Origin of the sequence: Rhizobium lentis, assembly GCF_014200175.1 — a bacterium.
Lineage (GTDB): Bacteria > Pseudomonadota > Alphaproteobacteria > Rhizobiales > Rhizobiaceae > Rhizobium > Rhizobium mulingense.
This window is the reverse complement of sequence record NZ_JACHBD010000021.1, coordinates 1-17,066: the sequence shown is the minus strand read 5'-3', so window position 1 is coordinate 17,066 and position 17,066 is coordinate 1. Positions and strand designations below refer to the sequence as shown.

At 58.8% G+C, this 17,066-nt stretch carries 14 protein-coding genes and 2 pseudogenes; 8 read left to right on the top strand and 8 right to left on the bottom strand.

What is annotated here, in order from left to right:
- Nucleotides 1–454 precede the first annotated feature (454 nt).
- Nucleotides 455–1,143 (top strand): annotated as a pseudogene (locus tag GGI60_RS29610) (Crp/Fnr family transcriptional regulator); the annotation flags it as partial.
- Between the two features lie 109 nt (nt 1,144–1,252).
- Here GGI60_RS29610 and GGI60_RS29605 read toward each other — a convergent pair.
- Nucleotides 1,253–2,275 (bottom strand): glycosyltransferase family 2 protein, encoded by a 1,023-nt coding sequence (locus tag GGI60_RS29605; RefSeq protein ID WP_183920036.1) that lies wholly within the window; start codon nt 2,273–2,275, stop codon nt 1,253–1,255.
- Between the two features lie 130 nt (nt 2,276–2,405).
- Nucleotides 2,406–3,317, bottom strand: a complete 912-nt coding sequence (locus GGI60_RS29600) for a glycosyltransferase (RefSeq protein ID WP_183920034.1) — start codon at nt 3,315–3,317, stop codon at nt 2,406–2,408.
- A 69-nt stretch (nt 3,318–3,386) separates the two neighbouring features.
- Between GGI60_RS29600 and GGI60_RS29595 the strand changes: the two genes are divergently transcribed.
- Both GGI60_RS29595 and GGI60_RS29590 read left to right on the top strand, forming a co-directional pair.
- Entirely contained in the window at nt 3,387–3,632 is a 246-nt protein-coding gene (locus GGI60_RS29595; RefSeq protein WP_183920033.1) for a hypothetical protein, read from the top strand.
- Nucleotides 3,626–3,922 carry a hypothetical protein gene (locus tag GGI60_RS29590; protein WP_077994891.1) on the top strand — a complete coding sequence of 99 codons (297 nt, stop codon included), beginning with the start codon at nt 3,626–3,628 and terminating at the stop codon, nt 3,920–3,922. Before GGI60_RS29595 ends, GGI60_RS29590 begins: the two co-directional genes overlap by 7 nt.
- A gap of 188 nt (nt 3,923–4,110) precedes the next feature.
- On the opposite strand, the gene GGI60_RS29585 is transcribed toward GGI60_RS29590, so the two are convergent.
- The 5 genes from GGI60_RS29585 to GGI60_RS29565 all read right to left on the bottom strand — a co-directional run bounded on the left by GGI60_RS29585 (nt 4,111) and on the right by GGI60_RS29565 (nt 10,632).
- Nucleotides 4,111–5,580, bottom strand: coding sequence for a hypothetical protein (locus tag GGI60_RS29585; protein WP_106796557.1), 1,470 nt, complete (start codon nt 5,578–5,580; stop codon nt 4,111–4,113).
- A gap of 126 nt (nt 5,581–5,706) precedes the next feature.
- Nucleotides 5,707–7,086, bottom strand: coding sequence for a polysaccharide biosynthesis/export family protein (locus GGI60_RS29580; RefSeq protein WP_183920031.1), 1,380 nt, complete (start codon nt 7,084–7,086; stop codon nt 5,707–5,709).
- Nucleotides 7,087–7,090: 4 nt separating this feature from the next.
- On the bottom strand, nt 7,091–8,053 hold the full coding sequence (locus tag GGI60_RS29575; protein WP_183920029.1) for a glycosyltransferase family 2 protein: 963 nt from the start codon (nt 8,051–8,053) through the stop codon (nt 7,091–7,093).
- Complete coding sequence (locus GGI60_RS29570) at nt 8,050–9,816, bottom strand: tyrosine-protein kinase domain-containing protein (RefSeq protein ID WP_183920027.1); 1,767 nt, start codon at nt 9,814–9,816, stop codon at nt 8,050–8,052. The genes GGI60_RS29575 and GGI60_RS29570 overlap by 4 nt, the downstream gene beginning before the upstream one ends.
- 114 nt (nt 9,817–9,930) lie before the next feature.
- Nucleotides 9,931–10,632 (bottom strand): sugar transferase, encoded by a 702-nt coding sequence (locus tag GGI60_RS29565; RefSeq protein ID WP_009995030.1) that lies wholly within the window; start codon nt 10,630–10,632, stop codon nt 9,931–9,933.
- Nucleotides 10,633–11,105: 473 nt separating this feature from the next.
- On the opposite strand from GGI60_RS29565, the gene GGI60_RS29560 reads away from it, so the two are divergent.
- The 5 genes from GGI60_RS29560 (at nt 11,106) to GGI60_RS29540 (ending at nt 16,870) form a co-directional block, all read left to right on the top strand.
- Nucleotides 11,106–11,843 (top strand): Crp/Fnr family transcriptional regulator, encoded by a 738-nt coding sequence (locus GGI60_RS29560; protein ID WP_183920025.1) that lies wholly within the window; start codon nt 11,106–11,108, stop codon nt 11,841–11,843.
- Nucleotides 11,843–13,189, top strand: a complete 1,347-nt coding sequence (locus GGI60_RS29555; RefSeq protein WP_183920023.1) for a glycosyltransferase family 4 protein — start codon at nt 11,843–11,845, stop codon at nt 13,187–13,189. The genes GGI60_RS29560 and GGI60_RS29555 overlap by 1 nt, the downstream gene beginning before the upstream one ends.
- Nucleotides 13,186–14,430, top strand: coding sequence for a glycosyltransferase family 4 protein (locus GGI60_RS29550; protein ID WP_183920021.1), 1,245 nt, complete (start codon nt 13,186–13,188; stop codon nt 14,428–14,430). Before GGI60_RS29555 ends, GGI60_RS29550 begins: the two co-directional genes overlap by 4 nt.
- A 78-nt stretch (nt 14,431–14,508) precedes the next feature.
- A complete protein-coding gene (locus tag GGI60_RS29545) occupies nt 14,509–15,990 on the top strand; it encodes a lipopolysaccharide biosynthesis protein (protein ID WP_077994884.1) in 1,482 nt (493 codons plus the stop codon).
- Between the two features lie 52 nt (nt 15,991–16,042).
- Entirely contained in the window at nt 16,043–16,870 is an 828-nt protein-coding gene (locus GGI60_RS29540; RefSeq protein ID WP_183920019.1) for a glycoside hydrolase family 16 protein, read from the top strand.
- Nucleotides 16,871–16,898: 28 nt separating this feature from the next.
- On the opposite strand, the pseudogene GGI60_RS29535 reads toward GGI60_RS29540, so the two are convergent.
- Nucleotides 16,899–17,066, bottom strand: a pseudogene (locus GGI60_RS29535) (sugar ABC transporter ATP-binding protein); the annotation flags it as partial.

The window sequence follows — 17,066 nt, the reverse complement described above, 5'->3', positions numbered from 1 at the left end:
TAAACAAAATATTATTAATTAATGAAAGTGGACGATATTATTCTATAAATCTAATTTTTCGTTTAGTGATTGTCATAAATCGTATAAAAATTCGGTCTTGGCTTAAGATGATCGATGAGTTAGAATTAAATTTGCATCATATTGTATATTAATGTGAGCATTAGTCACTATTTGTGTATAAATCAAGATGAAGACTTTATATTATTATAATTTTACTTTACAATTTAATGAATTATGAATGTCGCCGAATAGCAATAGCTAAAATATTCTGCATGGAGTTTCGTCGTATGGACGGAGCGATTAACATAAGAGATAACAAGACTGGTGCATGCGCGGCGCGAATAGGCGAAGCGGTTACTTCAGGGCCTGCAGATATCATATACGGCGGCCGTGGTGATCTGGATCACGAGTTCCCGTCATAAGAGATAACAAGACTGGTGCATGCGCGGCGCGAATAGGCGAAGCGGTTACTTCAGGGCCTGCAGATATCATATACGGCGGCCGTGGTGATCTGGATCACGAGTTCCCGTTTTGCCGTTCGAGTGTTCGATAGTTTCGACGGGGTGAGGTGATTGGCTGCGCCGGGGACGCCATCGACATGTTCGCCTGCGTCCAGCGCGGAATGGTGAGCGCAAGCACGCCGCTGCCGATGGACGGGAGTTCATCGTGGAGATGATCCCAAAAGACGGCTTGATCGGCGAATTGAAGGTGTTGCGCAAGCAATCCCTCAGCCTGGAATATCGCGCCTCATCGGACTGCGAACTGCATTACTTCGATGGTCGTTTGCTGCGGGATTTGTGTGCGAACGATCCGCAATTTCAGGTGAAGCTCCTGTCGAAGGCGCTGGCGCGTGTTTCCGAACTCGAACTGCGGATCATTTGCAACGCTGGATCGAACCTGAGGCAGAGATTGGCCCGGACGCTGCTGCGCCTTTCTGCCGTGTACAAAGTGGATGCACAACATAGCGGCGATGAGCTGATCATCTCCCAACATGACCTGGCGGCGACGCTGCCGGCGTCGCGCGAAAAGGTCAATCAATGCCTGCGGCATTTGCGCGAAAGCAAAGTGGTCGACGGCATGCAGGGCAAAGTCCGTATTCTCAATCGGAAGGCGCTGGAAGCCTACGCCGATGGTGTGGCGTCCACATCGCTTGAGGGCGCCTCGACGAATGCGGCAGCGAAAGCCTCGACAAAACCCGCCTCGGCGGGGCTTGTGTTTGACGGCGGTTGAAGCGGCTTCCCGATAATAGTGGTTAGACGTCGCTTTCGGAGGCATTCTTCCAGTATTTCCAGCCTTCACCCTGAATAAGCCCGTGATCGGAGAGATCCTTCCAGCTGCGGTAGGTGCCCGTATCGTCGTAGACGAAATCATCCTTGTCCTTGCTCGAGGAATATACCGCATATTCCTCCGTGTGCTGGGAGCGGTGCGCGGCATCGGCAACCTTGTGAACGAAGGTCGACAGGAATTTGAAATGCAGAAGGGCGCCGGATACGCCGAGCGCTCCGCGCATGTCGCCCAAATTCAGGGAGAGCGGCCAGACCTGGTGCGATGATTTGAGAAAAAGACGTTCACCTTCGATATAGACGAGAGGGATCTTGTTGAGCGCGGGACCATCCCAGAGCCGGTCATGGAAATAGACCCGGCCGCGGACGCCGCCCTTGATCCATATCGTCCAGGTGCGTTCGTCGAAATGCGCGACATAGCCGGACCGGTCGAAGAGATTGCAGACCTCGAGCGGATTGCGGCCGGGTTCGCATATGTTTTCGAGAACGGGATGCCGGCTGTACATGTCGATCATAACCGAGCGCAGCGAATGACCGCCGGTGGAATCGATATAGGCGGTCAGTTGATCGATTGGTCGTGTGTCGCAATGCGGATAGACCAGGAACTCATCGGCGTCGACATAGAGGACCCATTTCTGCTGGCAGTGCCGGTTGATGACTTCGTTGATCCAGTCGTTTCCAAATCTCGCCGCCTTGTAGGATCCGTGAGCAGAAAGAAGGGAGACATCGTCGAAGCCGGACAGCAATTCGGCTGTGCCGTCTGTCGAGCCGTTGTCGATGCAGATGAAGTGCTCGAAGCCGAGATCGCGATAATACTGGAGGAAAAATGCCAGCCGGTGCCCTTCGTCGCGGATGACGCAGATGACGACGTGACGCGCCTGCTTGAGCCCGTTGCGCAGCAGGTCGTAGCGAACCTGCCGAGCCTTGAGCGAGCGGCGCAGGCGGGCTTTTGCGTAATGCGAGATACTGGTGGCGGAAGCCCTATAACTCATATTCTGTCCTGACCATTATCCATCCTGCAATGAATAGATGAATAGTTGCGCGTCCGCCTGCAACCCAAGGGTCGACCGCGATGCCGAGATCAGTCCCGCGGCTATTCACCCCCAGGCGGACCTCAATGCATCACACGGCGTAATCGCCAACCAGCAGGCTCTGGACCCGCGGATTGGGTCCGTTCGCCTCGATTGCGTGTTTGATGCGCGCCCGCATCGACCGGTACTTATACAGGGCCTTACGATCGAAGCTTATTCCGCGATACAGCGAGTTATAAATCGGATGTGCTTTGCGCAAGTGGACATAGACTTGGCTTTCCCGATCGGTCCAGGGAAAGAAGGTGCCATGCCAAGGCTTCGGATGCGCCATATAATGGACGATCGACAGGGCGGACATGTTGACCAGATGAAGGAACTGTTTAGGAAAGTTCCAGCGGTTCGATACGAGGATGAGCGATGACCCGCAGACATAATTCAATGCGCCCTGATCATGTTTGCCCTCGCAGGCCTCGGGATTTCTAGCAAAAAGCTCAAGCGCCTCCTGCCCGATCCACCCTTTGCGGTGGAATTTCAAGACCCCCGCGTTGAAATAGTGGCTGTTCTTTCCGGTGTCGAGGAAGTCATGGATCGCCGTGTAATCGCGCGCCGCAAAAAACCTGCCCTCGGGCACAACCGCATTTTCGAGTCCGCCGAGATCGCTGACTATCTGGGTGTCGCCATCGAGGTAGATGATCTGGGTATAGTTGGCAGGCAGGATCTCGCACAGGACCAGCTTGGCCATGGTGCTGACGCTGATACGTCCCTGGAAGTGCGATCCATCGAGCTTGCCGAGCGAGTCCTGCAGCGCTTCGGTCGCATCGATCAAGTCGACCCCGCTCGTAGCCAGTAGGGCTTTGAGTTCGTCGAAATTATCGAGATGTTCCGACATGAGGACACAGACATCGGTCGCGGGGCTCGCGAATTTGCGAGCCTGCAGCGCTGAGAGAATTGTCGGAAATGAATATTCGACATCCGTGACGTAGACGACGCACTGATTGTTCATGTCTTCACCTTTCCGATCGTTTTTAACAGCACAGAATCGCTGTCGCCTTCCAAGTCGAGGGAACAGTTATTGATTGAGCGGAAGGGGCTGTCGTATGAAAGCCCGGTCCGGTATACATTGCCGCGACACAGCCTCGGTCGTTGGCTGGTCGGCGTCCGGCTGCTGGCGGTTTTCGTGTGTTTCATTGTTGAGATATTCACCATGAAGAATGCCCTGCCTGCGACGACGCTGCGTTTGGATATCTTCTCCCCCGGCACGACAATGGGGGCCGGGGCGCATGTCGGGCCGCAGCGAGAAAAGGTATTTGAATGCTGATTACCGCGCTCATCGCCGCCGTGATTTCGATAGCTGCCGGTGCTTGCATCCGCGCTTGGGCTTTCGCAATCTTCGCATTGCTTGTGGCAATCGGCTTCGGCGGCGTGGCCTTCGTGGATGAGTCCTCCAGTGTAGCGGCGATCGGATCCGGTATCGCGATCCTCGTGCTGATGGAGATTGGCTATCTGTCGGGCGTCTTCCTGTCGGGTGTCCTGCGGCGCAATGCCAGACTGCGGCAGAGCAATTCCCCCGACAGTGTCTCTGCCGCCAGCGAGCGTCAGCAGAGCTGATATTGGGACGGAAGCAGCGGCATATCCCTTCCTGGATCGTGGTTTGGCATCGCTTGCGAACGGCAGCCTGATTTCACCGGGAATCCCTGGAGGGTGCGGCGTCGCCGAGCGGCCCCGAACCTGTGTTCGCCCGTGTCCGGCTGCGCCAGGCCGCCATTCGGCGCAATCGCGAAAGTCCCGAGCGGGCGTCATGGCGTTGAAAACATCGGCGCTCTCAAAGGAGATGCCGATGCCTCTATAGGACGCCGGTTCGCAGGCGATGAGGGCGCCCGATGCCGCGGCACATAAGCTTCGGCCAGGCAGCCCGCGGCCAGCCCCGCCGAAGTGCTGAACAGTAAGCCGAGATCCGTGCCGCTTCCTGATATCGCTGCGGAGCCGATCTGTGCGATGGATGCCATTACGGCGGCGGTTCCGATCGCGTGGGTTTGCCGGTCGCCGGATTTGTGCCGGCCGGCTGCCCTCATCAGACTGTACACGAAGACGGCGAACAGCGCGGTGCCGGTCAATCCGACATTGGACAGCAACGCCGCGATGAAGCTGGAAGCTCGAACCGTGCCCAGTCCGGCGCCGAAAGTGGCGGTATCGACAAATGCGATCAATGCCAGGGTGTTCCAGGCGGTGCGCTCTTCGCCGGACTGCGATTGCAGTTTGTCCGATACGGTGGTGGTCAGGAGACCGGCGATGGAATTCCACGCATCGGGGACAAGGCTGAGCGCGGTGATGGCGCAGGGGATGAAGAACAGCGTGATCGCAAGGAAAGTCACGTGCGGGGTCGTGGCGGAACCGCCGATCAGTCGTTTCAGGCAGAACAACACGAACATGCAGACAAGAAAGACGCCCGCGACATAGGCGGTTGTCGAGGTGCAGAGCACGATGGTCGGGCCGATCAGAAGAGTTGCCAACCCAGCCATGCGGCTTTGGACGCGCTCCAGCCATAACATGAGTGTGAAGGCGAAATAGGCCAATGCAACGGCGCCATAAGCACTTGCTTCGGGAAAGGGGCCGACGATGCGCTTGAAACCGTGGATGGTCTCGGCCGTGTGCATCGTATAATTCGCATTCCTGATGATATCGAGCAGCTGGGCCTGGCCGATCTGGAACGTTGCGAGGTCGATCAGCGCGAAGGCAAAACACGCTATCGATGCGACGATCAGCTGCCGCGCGATGAACCGGCCATATCCCAACCGGGCAAGTCCGGCGACGACGGCGAAGCAGGCGAGGTCGCCGAGAAGATAGACGGACTGGCTGATATTGGATGAACCCGGAGCCAGTGGAGCCGCTACCGTCGACATCATCCCCGAGGGGTCTCTGGCGGAGGAGTAAACGAGGGTCGCGCCGGCAAAAATACGGGGCAGGAAGAAGGACGACACCACGGAGAACAGGATGTAGCAGGCAAACCAGAAGCCGGGGCCGGGATAGGCGATGCTGGCGAGCGTCGCTTGCATCTGAACCGGGCGCAGCAAGACCGTCATGACCAGAAAGAGCACCAGAAGATGGCTCGGCTGGATGCTGCTGCCGCCGAGCGCCGGCAACTGCAGAGCCGCTGCGGCACCGAGCAGCGTCGAAAGGCAAAGGGCGGTGACGGCAAAACGCGCGCCGTTCAGCATGCTGAGCGCGCCAAGCAGCAGAACCACGAAACCGATCGGCTCTATCGACATGCTTCAGATCCCAAGCAGAAGAATGAGCGGCCGAGGCCTGGCATTTGCCGAAAAGTCGCATCCAGCTTTCGGCAGGATGTGCGAGGCGAAAGCCCGCCGGCTGTCGTCGATGATCACAATCGCCTCCTAATTCGATCCGGTCTGGGATATCCAGCCGGGAGCGGAGCGATTGTCTCGGGCCACATCGGATGACGGGACCGTCAAGCTCTGTTTCTGCGGTGCTGTCTGCGGCGATGAGGATGGCGCTTGAGGGGCCGTGTCAAGACCGACCTCGACGAGGTCATGCGGTAGCAATGCGGTTTGCTCGTCCGCCACGATGTCGTGGGAGGTTCCGTCATCATTGCGACGCACGATCCTGTAGTTCTTTTTTGCCCGGCCGAGCCCCGGCGCGTCCGTGTTGATCTGGGCGAGCTGAGCGTCGTAGCCGGCCTGTTCGCCGAGGAGCTGGGCTACCTGGATATCGATCGCTGCCCTGCCGATCGCGAGATTGACCTGGTTCAGCAGGTCTTGGTTTTCGCTGTTCTGCCTGTTGACGATGTTGATCTTGGAACGGTCGGCTTCGCTGAGGCCTTGGCGAGCCGTGGTCAGGGCGACTTCGAGATCGATCAAGGTGCCTTGCGCATCCGCCACCCAGCGGTCGACAGAGACCTGGCGGGAATTGCTGACGAGGCCTTTGCTCACCAGGCTGTTGACATTGTCCAGTTCCTTCTGGGCAAGGTCGATCTGCCGTTTTTGCGAACTGATCTTGGCCGTGAGCGATTCGACCTGTTGGCCATAGAGGCGGGTCAGGTCATTCGCCGCTTCGATCCGGCTGTCGATATCGACGCGCCGCAACCGCATTAGGTTCAATTCCTGTGCCTTCAACTTGTCGACGTCGGGCGTTCCCACCAGTTCGTCGGGGATCTCGAAACTCTGTTGGCCGGCGATCTCGGCGCGCAGCCGCGCCTGTCGCATCAGGAGATCGCGCCGGTTGATAACGGCCGTCCGGTAGGCGCCGGCAGCCTGGATCCGGTCGCGCTCGAAATAGGTGTTGTCCTCGCGTTCTCTGAGGAAGCCGCCGGCGATGCTGACGGCCTTCATCACCGTCATGTTGGGTTCAAACGGATAGCGGCCGGGGGTTTGCACGGTTCCGGTCACGAAAATCGGTGCGTGCTCGGCAATCTCCAGGGCGATATACGGCTTGCCCGGAAGTGCGGATTTTTCGGCCAGCGCACTGGCAATGGCATCGGCAAGCTGCTCGGTCGTCTTTCCATTCGCCTGCAGGTGGCCAGCGATCGGGATCGACAGGTTGCCGGCATCGTCGATGGTATAGACGCCATCGAGGGCCTCCCAGCTGGCATAGCGGGAATCCGACGACCGCCATTCGACGACGCGCAGCCTGACCTTGTCTTCCGGCACGAGAGTGAATGTTTGCGCATGGGCGACGCTCCAGCCGGTCAGGCAGGCGAATGCCAGCAAGGCGAGCGTCGCGGAAACGAGTCGATGGAACAGGGATGCTGGCTGCATTGGTCTATCTCCGCTCCGTTGCGATCGACGGTGAAGGCATTTCGTGCGGCGAGGAAGTGCCGAATTCGAGAATGCGGGACGGAGAGGCACGACCGACGACAAGATCGGTCAGCGCCAGCAAATTACCGTTCAAACGTCCCCACCGATCGATCAGCCGGTCCTTCAACAGGACGCCCGACATATTAGCCAGGATATTGCGGCCGATCTGCGCGATTGCACGGCCTTTCGACATCGTGCCCTTGCGGATCAGGTAGAAAGGATTGGCGACCTGCGAATAGCCGAGCCTTCGGCCGGGCTGGCGTCCGGATCTGACGCCGAGATGCACGCCGCGGGCGCCTTCGACATAGACGGACCGGCCGTGGCGGGCGACGGACCTGCTGAAATCGACATCTTCGAGCCAGCCGTAAAGCGGCAACTGCTCGTCGAAGGTCAGGGCGTGCTCGACGACGGGCGCAAGGCGAACCGCCATGTTGCATCCATAGGCGTTATAGACATCCGCCACGTGCTCGGCGCCTTCGCCTGCCGTATAGAGAACCTCCAAGGCCTTCGCCATGCTGAGGCCCCCGTCGAGCACGCCGTCGGCCAGCACCTCGCCGGTGGCGATTGCCACGTCCGGCATTGTTGCAAAGACGGCCGCCATGCGCGATAGGAAAGTCGCGGCGGGAATGAAGTCGTCATCGAGGAAGATCAGAACGTCCGTATCAGCCGCGGCGGCCTGGATGATCCTATTGCGCTGGGCGGTCAGGCCGCGGCTGCCGACGATGACGTCCACGTCGCGGCGGTCGGCAAGCCCGGCCGCATCCTCGATCACGGGCACGCAGACGATGAGCCGTTCCGCCTGGTCCGGCAGGCCGGTGAGATAATCGATGGTCTCCCGCAATATCGAAGGGCGGCCCGCCGAGGCGATCCCCAAGGCAATTCGCAATGGACGGCCCTGTCCTGCTGTTCCTGTCGGAGGTGAGATCATGACTCTATTCTCTTCGGTGCATGGTTGATGACCGCGCCGAGGATCTCGGCGCCGACATTGCGCATGGTCTCGATAACGCGCACGGTATCGTCGATCGAAGTGCGCCCATGCGAGGTGACGACGAGGACGCCATCCAGCTCCGGCGCGATCGCATTGGCGTCGGGGGAAGTCGAGAAGGGGGAAATATCGACGAATATAGCGTCGAATTCCTTTTTCAGGTCGGCGAAGCTCAACTGGGTGCGGCGGGAACTTAGACGAACGGCCGGCGTCACGGCTTCTACCTTCCCGAGTGGAAGGAATTTCAGGGTCGGGGTGAGGGGCAACGCCGCCGTCTGGATCAGTTCGCCATTGTCGAGAACATCGACGAGACCTTTGGAACTATGAGGCGCGATCGATTTGCTGAGCGAGGAATTCTGCGCTGCCGCATCGATGAGCAGCGTCTGCGCCCCTGACATCGACGACAGCACCGCCAGTTCGCATGCAATGGTCGATGTCCCGCTGCCGGTATCGACGGCGACGATTCCGATGACGACGCGGCGTTTGCGCCGAAGGCCGACGACGGTTGCGCTCAATTCCGCCATGCCGGGAATAACTGGATAGGCGGCCGTATTCATGCTGCCCGCGTCGGCGGCGAGGACGCCGGCTGAGTGCCCATTCCGGTTCTGCTTCGATCTTGCCAGCACGGTGATGATGGACACTCCGCCGGCATCCGCGATCTGCTGAGGACGGACGATCCGGCGGTCGCTGGCGTGCCTTACCATGGCGAGCGCCAGGCCGACGCCAAGGCCGACCGCCCCGGCAAAGGCAATGATGAGCGTGCTGCGCGGCCTCGCCTTTGAAAGAGGTAGCGTGGCCCGTGAGACGATCGTGGCGTCGGATACGGGGTAGGTTATGCGCTGCTTGGCTTCGGTAAGCTGGGTCAGCGTGCTTTCATAAAGGGCGCGGCGGGCATCGGTCGCGCTCTGCAGCTCCGCAAGCTTGAACTGGTCGCGCGGGTTGCTGTTGAATGTGTTCAGGGCGCTGGAGGCATCGGCGAGCCCACGCTGTTGCTCCCTCACGAATTTCTCCAGCCAGTCGCTGTATTGGCGGGAGGAATCGGCCTTCATTGCGATATTCTTCTGGATATATTGCCTGGCGAGCGTATCAGCGATGGCGACGGCCTTCTGAGGGGTCGACGCTGCAGCTGATATCTCGATGATCGTGGAATTCCCGATCCGGCGTAAGGCCATCATGTTCTGTAGGGTGGCGATTGCCAGGTCGTGGAGCTGTTCCTGCTCCGTCCGCGGTCTGGATGGGGTATCACTCGCTCTCATGCCTGCCGCTTCCTGCCCCGTATCCATTTGAGCAGAAATTCTCAGAAGCCAGTCCTTCGACTTGTCCAGAAGCGAAGGTTTCCAATCGACAAAGTCGGGATCGCTATCAAGGTCGAGCGCTCTTACCGTTCCGTCGACGACATCGCTTGATCTGGCAATCTCCAGCTGCCCTTCGATGAATGCATCTTCCGCGAAGGCTCTTTGAGCTTCGGAGCTGTTCACCTGGGGGAAGATGACAAGTTGCGTGCTGGCAACATAAGTCGGCGCGGCGGTGAGAAGGTAGCTGCCGGCGATAACAAGGAAGGCAAAGGTCGTGGCCAGGATCCATAGCCAGCGCATTTTAAGAAAAAACAGCATGTCCCGCAGGGTCAGCGGCGAGTTCCCGCCAGCGGCTGCGGCGGCAGGCAGGGATATCGGGGAAACACCGCTGAAGATTGTGCTTGAGGTCATGTCGTCCTAATCCAAACTGGCGAGATTACGGAGTTACGAGATACTGGCAGCCTGGAGGGGACGAAGGGGGCGTGTCTTCCGACGGACATGTTCGGCAGCTTTCCCCTTCGATACTCAGTACGAGCCACGCTGCGAAAACAGAGCTGGGATCGTCTTGGCGATGATGATCAAGTCCCGGCCGAGCGACCAGTTATTGAGGTAGTGAACGTCGAGGGAAACCCGGTGTTCATAGCTGACATCGTTGCGCCCGCTGGTCTGCCAGTGACCGGTCAGTCCAGGACGGACGGCCATGTAGGCCCAGATGTGCTCGCCGTAGCGCGGCAATTCTTCGGCGGTGATCGGCCGCGGTCCGACCAGGCTCATTTCGCCACGCAGCACATTGAACAACTGGGGGAGCTCGTCGAGGCTCGACCGTCGCAGAATGTCGCCGACGGCGGTGATCCTCGGATCATCCTTCAGCTTGCGCGTCGCTTCCCATTCGCTGCGCGCAGCCGCGCTGTTTTGCAGCAATTCGGACAGCTGCGCGCTCGCATCGGTCTTCATCGTGCGAAACTTGAGGCATCCGAACGGCGCTCCGCCGAAGCCGATGCGCGTATGGGAATAGAAGACTGGGCCGCGGTCGGAGAATTTCACGATCATTGCGACGAGCAGCAGAAGCGGGGAAAGCAGGACCAGGGCGGTGATCGCCAACTGAAGGTCGAGTGCGCGCTTGACCGATCTGCCCGCTGTACGAGGCCGGGACGCATAGAGGTCGCCGTCTTTCGCAGACCGTTCGACACGCGACCATGCCTCGAAACTATGTGCATCCCATGCCATTGGGGGTCTCCAAAAACTTTCCGATTAACAACCGTTCGAAATTTGCTGCGCCGCACTCTTGTTGTCTGTTACCAAAGTCATAATCCTTAATAAATACTTTATGCTAGGAAACCGCAGAAGAGAGATCCGATCGTGGCGTCTGGCAAACTATTTTGATTCTAAATCAGGATATAAACTACCAAATCGTGGTTAGGGCGCGTAGATACATCTATATTTGTGATATCGTCATTCGGATTAATGGTATTTTTTAATCATCAAGACTTGTCGATGAGCGTAAATTTCAATCAGATGTGCTTTATTTGATCTTCTCGAGGTTCTTAACGCGATATATTGATGTATTTTTGTTTTTTCGACTAATTGTAATCTCAATATGTACGTTGATTATTGGAGATGTAATTTGACTTGGATATTAAGGTAATATAAATGGTGCGGTGCAGCATTTTTGTCGTTATTCGAGTATTGGAGTTATGCGCATGGACGGGGTGACACACGCATCAGATCGCAGGGCCGGCATCGGCAAGCCGACGATATCGGCCAGCGGCGGCATTCATCTCGGCAGCCGCATCGTGCTTGACGATGAATTTCTTTCCTGCCGGTCGAGCGTCCGGCGTTTCCGGCGCGGCGAGGTCATTGCCGGGGCCGGCGTCCTTATCGATATGTTCGCGCGCGTGCATTCCGGGGTGGTTAACGCAAGTACGATGCTGCCCGACGGCAGGGAATTCATTGTCGAGATCATTCCGAAATCAGGCCTGATCGGCGAGCTCGAGGTTCTGCGCAGGCAGACGGTAAGCCTCGAATACCGAGCCGGCTCCAACTGCGAGCTGCATTTCTTCGAAGGTCGCCTGTTGCGCGACAAGTACGCCAGTGATGCCTCCTTCCGCGAAAAGGTTTTTTCCAGGGCGCTGGCGCGTATTTCGGAGCTTGAACTCCGGATCATTTCGAATGCGGCGTCGAGCCTGCAGTCGAGGCTAGCCAGCACACTGCTGAGGCTTTCGGCTGTTTATGGAAAAGACGTTGTAAACAGCGGGGACGAACTGATCATCTCCCAAAATGACCTGGCCGCGACGCTGCCGGCGTCGCGCGAGAAGGTCAATCAATCCCTTCGGCGCCTGCGGGAAGGCAAGATCATCGACGGGGGGCAGGGCAAGATCCGCATTCTCAACCGCAAGGCGCTTGAAGCCTGTGCCAACGGCGCGGTTTTGGTGAAGTAATGCGCCCGTCGCTTTCCGAGGGCCTTCGATCCACCGCAAGCATTGGCCGCCTTCCCGGCCCACGCACAGCAAAGATCGATCGCGTGGTCGTGATTGACGACTATTCGGTGGCCAAAGGCGGTGCGACAGCCCTGGCGGTACTGTCTGCCAAGCTTTTTCGCGGGCTCGACATCCCCGTGACCTATATCAGCGGGGATGATGCGGCCAATGCGGAGCTTGGCGCACTCGGGATCTCGATGTTCGGGCTGAACAGCCGCGACCTGCTCAGCGCCGAGCGTGCGAAGGCATTCGTCACCGGCATTCACAACGGCGCCGCCGTCCGCATGGCGGCGAACTGGATTGCCGAAAAAGATACCGTCAACACCGTCTACCATGTGCATGGCTGGCACCAGATCCTGTCTCCCGCGATTTTCAAGGCACTGGCGCCGGTCGCCGGACGGTGCGTGGTTCACGCCCATGATTTCTTCACGGCCTGCCCCAATGGCGCCTTCTTCAACTATCAGTCGCAGGAAATCTGCCTACAACGCCCGCTTGGCGGAGGCTGCATTGCGACGGCTTGCGACAAGAGAAGTTATTCGCATAAATTGTGGCGGGTTGCCCGCGGCTCGAATATCCTTCGGCTGCTGAAGGGTCAGGCTGAATTCGGCCGGATCATCCTGCTGCATGAGAAGATGGCGAGTTTTCTGGTCGGCGCCGGCTATCGGCCAGAACGGCTGACGACGATCCGCAATCCCGTCGCTCCACTCTCCATCAACCGCATCGAAGCGGAAGCCAACGACGAGTTCGTGTTCATCGGACGGCTGGACGAGGAGAAAGGCGTTGAGGACGCCGTCGCCGCCACGCGCCGAGCCGGTGTCAGGCTCTGCGTGATCGGCGACGGGCCGCTGATGCCGCGGGTCGCAGCGTCGGGAGATCATGTCAGGGCAATCGGCTGGCAGTCGCATGCGGAGATAGGCCCGATCATCCGCAAGGCGCGTGCGCTGTTGATGCCCTCGCGCTATCCCGAGCCGTTCGGTCTCGTCGCTATCGAAGCGGCAAGAAGCGGTCTGCCCGTCATCATGTCGCGCAGCGCCTTTCTCGCCGAAGAAATGGAAAGAGCCGGCATGGCACTTGCCTGCGACACCGCCGATGAAAGTGCCTTTGCCGATACTTTGACGCGGTTCAGTCAAATGCCCGCGCAAGAGGTCCGCGCCATGAGCGAGCTGGCCTTCCGGCTGTCGCCGGATCTCGCCACGACACACGAGGAATGGCGCGATGCGCTTCTTGCCGAATATTACAGCCTGATTTCGACGAATGCGGTTTCCGAGCCGGCAGACGGTGTGGCGATACAAGGAGTATTCAGTTGACCCTTAAAGCAGCGACCTCTCTTCCCGACGCGAGGCTATTTTTGACCGATGCGCCTGTTATGACGAAAAGAGGCGTCACCGAGGCCGGAACCTCAAAAGAGAGCGGGCAACTTCGTGTCGCCATCGTACATTACTGGCTCGTTTCGATGCGCGGCGGCGAGAAGGTTCTGGAAGAGCTGTGCCGGATGTTCCCGCAGGCCGACATCTTCACCCTCGTCTGCAACCGGGATCGCATCAGCGATTTTCTGAAGACGCGCAACATTCGCACGTCCTTCCTGCAGAAGATCCCCGGCGCTCAGCGACACTACGCCAAGATGCTGCCGCTGATGCCCTTTGCGCTTGAGCAGTTCGATCTGCAGGATTACGACCTTGTGCTGTCGAGCGAATCCGGCCCCGCCAAAGGCATCATCACACGCGCCGACGCCCTCCATGTCTGCTACTGCCATTCGCCGATGCGCTACATCTGGGATCAGTTCCATGTCTATCGCCATGGCCTGCCCTGGGTGGGACGTGCCCTGATGTCAATTACCGCGCCCGTGCTGCGCGCCTGGGACGTGACGACGTCCTCACGCGTCGATGTGTTCGTCGCCAACTCCGAATATGTCGCAAGCCGCATCCGACGGTTCTACGATCGGGACGCCGTCGTTATCCATCCGCCGGTTGCGACCGACGATTTTGCCGTGGGCAAGGGGAAAGGCGAATTCTACCTCTATGCAGGACAGCTAACTACCTACAAGCGGCCGGATATCGCCGTGCGCGCCTGCACCGAGGCCGGCCGGAAACTAGTGGTGATCGGAGAGGGCGAACAACTCCCTTACCTGAAGTCGATCGCCGGGCCGACCGTTCAGTTTCTCGGCCATCAGCCTTTCAACGTGCTGCGCGATCACCTGTCGCGATGCAGGGCCTTGTTGTTTCCGGGCACGGAGGATTTCGGCATCCTGCCGGTTGAAGCGATGGCATCAGGGCGGCCGGTTTTGGCCTTCGATGCGGGCGGCGCCCGGGAAACCGTATCCGCGCCGCAGGTCGGCTTTCGCTTCGCTGAGCAGACGACGGAAGCCCTTTTGGAAACGATGGCAGCATTCGAAGAGGTCGAGGACGATATCGATCCGCATGCAATCCGCGCGCATTCGCTGAAATTCTCCTCGGCCGTATTCCGCGATCGCCTGTCCGGTCTCATTGAGCAACAACTGTCCAGCCACAGAGACGGAGCAGCCGGCGTCTTCAGAAGACGGCCGGGTTGAGGGGGAAAGAACGCAGCAGCCCGCCTTGCAGCCCCGACCGCCGTCTCAACCCCTCGACGAGAAATAGATAAACCGATCATGTCAAGCGTATCTCAGAGGACGGCGACCGCGAGCATCTGGACGATCAGTGGAAAATTCCTCGCGCGGATGCTCGATTTCGTCAGCCTCCTTGTCCTGGCAAGGCTGCTGAGTCCTGCGGATTTCGGCCTGGTCGCCATCGCGACGTCGGTCCTGGTTATCGTCGAGGCAATCCTGGACCTGCCGTTGACCCAGGCGCTGATGCGTCAATCGTCGCCTTCGGACGAGATGTTCGCCACGGCCTTCACCCTCAGCCTGCTGAGAGGGCTGGCCATCAGCCTGCTGATGATGATCATCTCCTGGCCAATGGCGCTGGTCTACAACGATCCTCGGCTTTTCGCCCTTGTCGCCGTTCTCGCGATCGCGCCTGCGATGCGCAGCGTGGTCAGCCCGCGCATGGTTCTTTTCATGCAGCGGTTCGATTTCAAACGCGAGTTCGCGCTCGACCTCATCGCCAAGGGATCGACGTTGCTGTTCGGAGTGGGGGTAGCTGTGGCAACAGGCAGCTATTGGGGGCTGGCGATCGGAGCGGTCGCCGGCCCGACCGCGGCGATGATCACCTCCTATGTTCTTGCGCCGATGCGACCGACGTTCAGCCTTTCCGAATGGAAGCATTTTCAGGACATGATCAGCTGGAATACGGTGTCGCAGGTGTTGAGTTCGATCAACTGGCAACTGGACCGGCTGCTTCTGCCGCGTTTTACCGGCCTGTCGACGTTCGGCGCCTTCAGCGTCGCCGACAATATCGCCGGTATTCCGTATCAAACCTTCGTCGGACCGTTGCTGCGCCCGCTGATGGCGGCCTTCTCCACGGTCGAAGATCGCCGCAACCTGATCGCCGCCTATCTGAAGGCGACGAATGCGATCACCTTCGTCGCAGCACCCATTCTCATTGCACTTGCCCTTCTCGCCGAGCCGACCGTGCGCATCCTCGTCGGCGAGAAGTGGGCATCGGCCGCACCAATTCTGCAGTGGCTGTGCCTTGTCAGCCTGCTTGGTCTTCCGACAAACATGATGCCGCCATTGGCGATGGTCATGAATAATACCCGTTATGTCGCTCTCAGGATGTTTGTCGAGTTCGCCGTCAGGGTACCGGTCACCATTCTGGGCATCGGCTATTTTCAGGTGGCGGGGGCACTCGGCGCGCGGATCGTGGCAGTCCTCGTCGCCTATGGCGCATCGCTTGTCATCACACGGCGGCTGATCGGCGCAAGTTTTGCCACGCAACTGAATTCCTTTATCCGTCCGCTGGCCGCGAGCCTGCCGATGATCGCCTTCCTGCTCTGGGTGGGGCCGATGCTCGTCGCCATGCCTGTCGGCGTCACTCTTGTCGTCTGCGTCGCGCTTTGCGGCGGGGTGGCAGCGGGCATTTTCTGGGTTGGCGCGCTACTGCTGTGGCACATGGTCGGAAGGCCCGACGGCATTGAGGCCATCGTCGTTCAAAGGCTGATGCCGCGACGGAACGAGGTTCTCACCTCATGATCGGGGCAAATGCCCCCGACGATTTGGTTGAAGCGTTTTCAAGGGAATAACAATGCATTACGGGATATCTGCCAAGTGGCTCGGTCTGCTCGTCGTACTCGGTCTAGGCGCGCTGCCCGGCCAGCCCAGCGTGGCCCAGGAACCGCTCAATATTGATGCATACCAGCTGACATTCGACGAGAGTTTCGACAGCCTCGACGTTTCGCCCTGGGGAGAGAAAAGCTCCCGCTGGATCGCTCATACGCCCTGGAACGGCGATTTCGGTGATGCCCGTTTCACTGATCCGGCTCCCGGCTTTCCGTTTACCACCGATCAGGGAATTCTGAAGATCGAAGCACGCAAGGAGGCCGATGGCACCTGGCGTTCAGGCTTGCTGTCGTCAGTGAACCCGAAGGGCGAAGGTTTCTCGCAGCAGTTCGGCTATTTCGAAGCACGGATGAAGCTGCCGCCGGGCAAGGGCGTCTGGCCGGCCTTCTGGCTCATCGGGCTCGACCGGTCGAAATACACAGCCGAGATCGACGTGCTGGAATATTACGGCCGCGCGCCTTACGAATTCAGCATGGGTTTTCATATCTGGCGTCAGAGCCAAGGCGGCCAGAACTCGATCGGCGGCTATTGGAAAACGGTCGAGGACGGAATTCTAAACAGCGAGTATCATACCTACGGTGTCGATATCCAAGCCGACAGGACGACCTTCTATTTGGATCGGCAATACCTTTGGAGCTTCGAAACCCCGAAGGAGTTCCACATGCCGTTCTATCCGCTGGTCAATCTGGCGCTCGGCTCGGGATGGCCGATCGATGAAACGCCGAATCCTTCCATTCTGCTCGTCGACTATATCCATGTTTACAAGCGAAAGCCCGCCGACGCGGCGAATTGAACGAGGAGCTCAGGGTGCCATGGTCGGCCTATTGCTCCTTGAGGCAGCTGAGACCGGTTTCCAGGTCGAAGAGATGCATCGCCTCCTCGTCGAAGAAGAGGGTGAGCGTTTCGTCGTCGCGGATCGGCGTGCGCGGCGGTAGGCAAGCCATCAGCCGCTGATTTCCGGCAAGGGCGGTGACGACGAGTTCTGGGCC

What these genes read in the sequence shown, in the direction of transcription:
- GGI60_RS29605 (WP_183920036.1), bottom strand. Translation starts at nt 2,275, where the DNA reads ATGAGTTATAGGGCTTCCGCCACCAGTATCTCGCATTACGCAAAAGCC.
- GGI60_RS29600 (WP_183920034.1), bottom strand. Translation starts at nt 3,317, where the DNA reads ATGAACAATCAGTGCGTCGTCTACGTCACGGATGTCGAATATTCATTT.
- GGI60_RS29590 (WP_077994891.1), top strand. Translation starts at nt 3,626, where the DNA reads ATGCTGATTACCGCGCTCATCGCCGCCGTGATTTCGATAGCTGCCGGT.
- GGI60_RS29585 (WP_106796557.1), bottom strand. Translation starts at nt 5,580, where the DNA reads ATGTCGATAGAGCCGATCGGTTTCGTGGTTCTGCTGCTTGGCGCGCTC.
- GGI60_RS29580 (WP_183920031.1), bottom strand. Translation starts at nt 7,086, where the DNA reads ATGCAGCCAGCATCCCTGTTCCATCGACTCGTTTCCGCGACGCTCGCC.
- GGI60_RS29575 (WP_183920029.1), bottom strand. Translation starts at nt 8,053, where the DNA reads ATGATCTCACCTCCGACAGGAACAGCAGGACAGGGCCGTCCATTGCGA.
- GGI60_RS29570 (WP_183920027.1), bottom strand. Translation starts at nt 9,816, where the DNA reads ATGACCTCAAGCACAATCTTCAGCGGTGTTTCCCCGATATCCCTGCCT.
- GGI60_RS29565 (WP_009995030.1), bottom strand. Translation starts at nt 10,632, where the DNA reads ATGGCATGGGATGCACATAGTTTCGAGGCATGGTCGCGTGTCGAACGG.
- GGI60_RS29560 (WP_183920025.1), top strand. Translation starts at nt 11,106, where the DNA reads ATGGACGGGGTGACACACGCATCAGATCGCAGGGCCGGCATCGGCAAG.
- GGI60_RS29555 (WP_183920023.1), top strand. Translation starts at nt 11,843, where the DNA reads ATGCGCCCGTCGCTTTCCGAGGGCCTTCGATCCACCGCAAGCATTGGC.
- GGI60_RS29545 (WP_077994884.1), top strand. Translation starts at nt 14,509, where the DNA reads ATGTCAAGCGTATCTCAGAGGACGGCGACCGCGAGCATCTGGACGATC.
- GGI60_RS29540 (WP_183920019.1), top strand. Translation starts at nt 16,043, where the DNA reads ATGCATTACGGGATATCTGCCAAGTGGCTCGGTCTGCTCGTCGTACTC.